Origin of the sequence: Kitasatospora putterlickiae (genome assembly GCF_039527695.1) — a bacterium.
In the GTDB taxonomy this organism is placed as follows: Bacteria; Actinomycetota; Actinomycetes; order Streptomycetales; family Streptomycetaceae; genus Kitasatospora; species Kitasatospora putterlickiae.
Genome location: NZ_BAAAKJ010000424.1, coordinates 1 through 5,273, shown reverse-complemented (window position 1 = coordinate 5,273; position 5,273 = coordinate 1). Strand labels below are relative to the sequence as shown.

General features: G+C 69.7%; 4 protein-coding genes. 2 read left to right on the top strand and 2 right to left on the bottom strand.

Going from position 1 to position 5,273, the window contains the following annotated elements:
* Positions 1–189: 189 nt before the first annotated feature.
* Together ABD308_RS35215 and ABD308_RS35210 are read right to left on the bottom strand one after the other, a co-directional pair.
* Positions 190–1,215: a CU044_5270 family protein gene (locus tag ABD308_RS35215; protein ID WP_344344074.1), complete on the bottom strand. Its 1,026-nt coding sequence runs from the start codon at positions 1,213–1,215 to the stop codon at positions 190–192.
* Positions 1,212–1,817: an RNA polymerase sigma factor gene (locus ABD308_RS35210; RefSeq protein WP_344344072.1), complete on the bottom strand. Its 606-nt coding sequence runs from the start codon at positions 1,815–1,817 to the stop codon at positions 1,212–1,214. Before ABD308_RS35210 ends, ABD308_RS35215 begins: the two co-directional genes overlap by 4 nt.
* A 139-nt stretch (positions 1,818–1,956) precedes the next feature.
* On the opposite strand from ABD308_RS35210, the gene ABD308_RS35205 reads away from it, so the two are divergent.
* Entirely contained in the window at positions 1,957–2,334 is a 378-nt protein-coding gene (locus tag ABD308_RS35205; protein WP_344344070.1) for a hypothetical protein, read from the top strand.
* Positions 2,331–5,078, top strand: coding sequence for an ATP-binding protein (locus ABD308_RS35200; protein WP_344344068.1), 2,748 nt, complete (start codon positions 2,331–2,333; stop codon positions 5,076–5,078). The genes ABD308_RS35205 and ABD308_RS35200 overlap by 4 nt, the downstream gene beginning before the upstream one ends.
* The last annotated feature ends 195 nt before the right edge of the window (positions 5,079–5,273 follow it).

Below are 5,273 nucleotides of genomic sequence, written 5' to 3'. Positions count from 1 at the left end.
TGCCCGCCGGGGCCGCCAGCGCGAGCGCGCCGGCGGCCGCGGTGATGACGGCGAGCGTGCGGAAGGAACGCACGGTCAACTTCTCCTCTGATGAGTCGTGGCAGGACTGTGCTGCCACGAACCCAACGCCCGATCAGCCGTTCGCACAATAGTTCCGACGAGGACCGGTCAATGGCTGGCCGAATTGGCTCAGTGGCTTGATTCGGCGGACTCCACGGGCGCCGCCTCGCCAGGGGCGGCGACGATGCCCCGGGCGAGGACGGCGGTGGACTCCACTTCCTCGCCGCTCCTGCCCCACGGGCTGTCGTCGGTCAGGACGGTCCGGGTGCCGAGCAGCGTCAGGGTCGTCCGGTCGAAGATCCACTCGTAGCGGCTGCCATCGCTCACCCGGGCGACCGCCACCCCGGGCCGCCCGGTGGCGTCGACCGAGTCGTTCACGGTGACCACCCCGGGGATGCGGGCGGCGGCGCGGTAGAGCGCCGAGCTCGTCCGGGGCGGGACGACCGAGTCGCGCAGGAGGTCGCCGATGGTGACGAACGCCTCCTGGTCCGGTCCGGTGGTCGAAGCCGGTCCGGGGCCGTGGACCGGCTGGGTCTCGGCGTAGATCAGCTTCAGCAGGGCGTCGGGATCGGTCGGCAGGGCGGCCAGCAGGCGGTAGGTGGGGGAGTGCAGCGAGCCTTGGGTGACGGCGGGGATCCGTACGTCGGCGCCGTCGCGGCGCAGCAGGCCGGCGCGACCGCCGTCCACGGCGGTCCAGCGCTCGGTGTTCGCCGTGGTGTCCGTGCGCGACATGGTGCCGTCGAGGCCCTCGGTCAGCGCCCTGGCGTGGGCGACCGTCCGGAGGTAGGTGAACTGGGCGTCCTGGGCCGGGGACTGGCGTCGGCCGTAGGCGGCCTTGGCGATCCGGTTGAGCAGTTCGGCGGAGGCGGCGCTGTCGGACGCCGGGCCCTGGGGGGAGAAGGAGTCGGGAGCGAGGGTGACGGCGGTGATGGCGACGGCGGTGGCGATGGCCGTCACCGCGACGAGGCCGCGCCAGCGCGCGGTGAGCGCGGAAAGGGCGCGGGGCCGGGCGAACTCGGCGAGCAGCACGTCACGGCGGACGGCCAGTTGGGAGGGGGAGGGCACCGGGTAGGGCGGCGGGGGGAGCAACCGGGCGAGTTCACGGCGCTCGCCGTGTTCGTTCCACTCGGAGTGGTCGGTGCGTGTGTTGCTCATGGCCGCCTTTCCTGGTGGTGGCCCACGGGCTGATGGCTGACGGTGAGCCCGACCCGGTGTGGCTCGGGGGGGTCCTCGGCGGCCACGATCCGGCGGAGCTTGTCCCGGACGCGCGAGAGCCGCGAACGGACGGTGCCGACGGGTATGCCCAGCGCCTGAGCTGCCTCGGCGTAGCCGAGTCCGGACCAGACGACGAGCGTGAAGACCTCGCGCTCCGGCCCGCCGAGCTGGTCGAGGGCACGGACGGCCGCGGCGGCCGTACCGGCGTCGGCGATCCGGCTGACCACTTCGTCGGCGAAGTCGGGGATCGGATCGCGCCGGGGGAGCCGGGACATCGCGTCCCGGTGCCGACGGGCGGTGCGGGCGGTGTTGCGGAGCACGTTGGTGGCGATGGCCAGCAGCCAGGCCCGGGGATGGAGGACCTCGTCACGGAGCTTCCGCCGGAGCCGCCAGGCTTCGAGGAAGGTGAGGGAGACGATGTCGTCGGCGAGATCGCGGTCCCCGGTGGACCGGTACGCGTGCGCGAAGACCGTGCGAGCGTGCTGATCGTAGAGCTCGGCGAACAGCTGGCGCTCGCCGGCCTGCGTCTGCTTTCTGGACAAGGAGGACTCCACGCAGATCTCGTGTCCGCAGGGCGGGGGTGGTTCCAGATTAGTTTGAGGGTGCCGAACCGCGGTCCTGAAAGTGGGATGATATTCGGTCACAAGGGATGCCCGATGCGGGAAGTTGGGGGTGGCGCGGGTGCGCCCGTGGATGTGGTGGACCGTGGCGGCGGTCTGCGCGGCGACCGGGATCGGCCTGTTGGCCTTCGCGGTGCTGGGGGACCTGGAGAACGCGGACAAGATCGCGAGCGTGACCGGCGCGGTCGTCGCGCTGGCGGGCGTCCCGCTGACCCTGCTCGCCCTGCGGAGGTCGGTGGGCGGGAACGAGCGAGAGGTGCGGGTCCGGGCCGAGCAGGGCGGCATCGCGGCGGCCGGCTCCATCACGGCCGCCGGCACCGCTCCCGGGGACGGGGGTGTCTACGGGGTCGACAAGCGCGACGTGCGCGCCACCGGTCCCGGTTCGATCGCCGCCGGCGGCGACATCGTCGGCCTCGACCTGAACGGGGAGCGTTCGTGACCCGTGACCTGCCGTGGAAAAAGCCGCGCACGGGACAGTCGGTCTCCGAACGGGAGGTCACGGCCTCCGGGCAGGGCGCCGTCGGTGCCGGTGGTGACATCGCACATGCCGCACTCGGTGAGCGGAGCAGTGTCGAGCACACCGAGATGCGGGCCGACAGCACCGGCAACGGGAGGAGCCACCAGGCCGGTCGGGACATTCACCACTACGAGTACCACTATCCGCCGACGCCTGCTGCCGCGCCGTCGGCGGCGGCTTTGGCTCCTCCTCCGGCCGTCCCTGCGGGTTTCACCGGCCGGACGAAGGAGTTGGGCGATCTACTCGTCCTTCTGCATCCCCCCGCCGGCTCCGAGGGCGCTTCGGCGGAACCAGTGCTGGTGGCGTCGGTGCTGGGGATGGGCGGGATGGGCAAGACCACCCTGGCCCTCGCTGTCGCTCACGAGTCGATCAGGCGGGACCTGTTCACCGGCGTGCTTTTCCTGGACCTGCACGGCTACGACGACACCACCCTCGACGCCGACCAGACTCTCGACACAGCCTTGCGCGCCCTGGGAACCGATCCCGAGCGGATTCCGCCGGGGGCCGACCAACGCGCCGCCCTCTACCGCGCCCAGCTGGCCGTGCGGGCGCAGGCCGGGGAACGCGTCCTCGTCCTCGCCGACAACGCCAACGCCGCTGAGCAGGTCCAACACCTCGTCCCTGGTGCTGGTCCCCACCGGCTGCTGGTGACCTCCCGCGATGACTTCACCGCCACCCTTGGCGCCCGGTTGGTAGACCTGGACATCCTCGGCCCTGAGCAGTCTGTCGCTCTCATGGCCACCGCGCTTCGCCTCACCTTGCCCAAGGACCGGCGGATCGCCGACGATCCCGATGGCGCCGCCCGGGTCGCCCAGCTCTGCGGCCACCTGCCCCTTGCCCTGCGGATCGCAGCCGCCCAGTTGGTGGCTGAGCGGGGACTGAAGCCGAGTCGGCTCGCCGAATACCTGCAGGACTTGGACCAGCGCCTCGACGTGCTGGAAGACGGACCGCGGGCCGTACGCGCCGTGCTGGAGCGCTCCTACCAGCGGCTGGCCTTGCCCCACGCCGAGTTGTTCCGCCTGCTTGCGGTCAATCCGGGACCGGACCTGTCTACCGAGACCGTTGCCGCAGTCACCAGAATCAGCAAGCCGAGGGACGTCCGGGCCCGTCTGGTTGCACTGTCCAAGGCCAGCCTTATCCGCCAGGCCCCCGACACCGGGCGCTGGCACATGCACGACCTGGTACGCGCCTACGCCGGTGAACAAGCTGCCCGACACCCCGACCGAGCCGCCGAAGCTCTGCAATGCCTCCTGGACCACTACGCCTTCTCCACCCACGAGGCGGAGGCCTGTATGAATCCGGTGGAACACAGAATCGGCGCAGGCCAGAAATTTAGCGGTCGGGCAGAGGCCCTGGCATGGCTAGACGCCGAGCGCGCAAACCTCGTCGCCATCATCCCTGCCGCCCGCGCCGCAGGTCACCACAAAGCTGCCCGACACCTCACCTCCCACCTCGGCCCCTATCTCCAACAGCGCCGCCGCCTCGAAGACCACCTGGACATCGCTAGGATCGCCTTGGCCGCCGCGCGCGACAGTCACACCCCTGATGGGGAGGCCGCCGCCTGGATTGACCTTGGGAACGCATTGCAGGCTTTGCGTCGATTCGACGAAGCTGAGGCGGCCCATCGCACTGCTATTGCCCAGCACCGGAGCCTCGGCGACCACCACGGCGAGGCCACTGCCTGGAACAATCTCGGAAGCACACTGCAGGATCTGCGGCGATTTGACGAGGCTGAGGTGGCCCATCGCACTGCTCTCACCCACTATCAGGACCTCGGCGACCACCACCGGGAAGCCATCGCTTGGAACCAATTGGGCCACGCGCTACGGGCTTTGCGGCGATTTGACGAGGCTGAGATAGCTCATCGTACTGCTATCGCCCGGCACCAGAGCCTCGGCGGCCACCACGGCGAGGCCATTGCCTGGAGTAGCCTTGGAATCGCACTGTGGGCTTTGCGGCGATTTGACGAGGCTGAGGTAGCCCATCGTACTGCTATCGCCCGGCACCAGAGTCTCGGCGACCACCACAACGAAGCCATCGCCTGGAATAATCTCGGAAGCACACTGCAGAATCTGCGGCGATTTAACGAAGCTGAAGTAGCCCATCGCACTGCTCTCACCTACTATCAGGACCTCCGTGACCATCACCGGGAAGCCATCGCCTGGAGCGGCCTTGGAATCGCGCTGTGGGCCTTGCGGCGATTTGACGAGGCTGAGGTAGCCCATCGTACTGCTATCGCCCGGCACCAGAGTCTCGGCGACCGCCACATCGAGGCCGCCGCCTGGAACGAACTCGGCATCACTCTGCAGGAACTGCGGCGATTCGACGAGGCAGAAACAGCCCATCGCGCTGCTCTCGCCCACTATCAGGACCTCGGCGACCGCCACGGCGAGGCCATCGCCTGGAGCAACCTCGGCACCGCGCTGAGAGGTCGGGGGGCGGCAGTGGAAGCGGCGGACGCTGGCGAGCGGGCCATCGCCTTGTTCGAGAGGTTGGACGACCGGCGCCGGCTAGGGAAAGCATCTGACGAGCTCGCCGACACCCTTCTCGCTGCTCAACGCTCTGCTGGCGAAGTGCGGGCGATGCGAGAGGCCTCGGCAGCGGCATACCAGGCATGCGGCGCCGTGGAGGAAGCCGAGGAGGCGCTGAGCAAGGCCGACAAGTAGTCGTGGGTTTCGCCGAATCGACGCACACAACGGGGGTTGAGAGGCGTCGGTGGCAGGAGCGGAGAGCTGCGGCCCGGGGATGTGGTGGTCCCGGTGCTGGCCGGGACCACCGTGACCGCTCGGCAGACGGCCAAGCGGCATAGCTGAACCGCACCGGCTTGGTCGGAGACTCTATGGTGTGGCTGTGACCAGGGG

Coding starts and splice junctions, on each gene's coding strand:
- ABD308_RS35215 (WP_344344074.1), bottom strand. CDS start 1,215: ATGAGCAACACACGCACCGACCACTCCGAGTGGAACGAACACGGCGAG.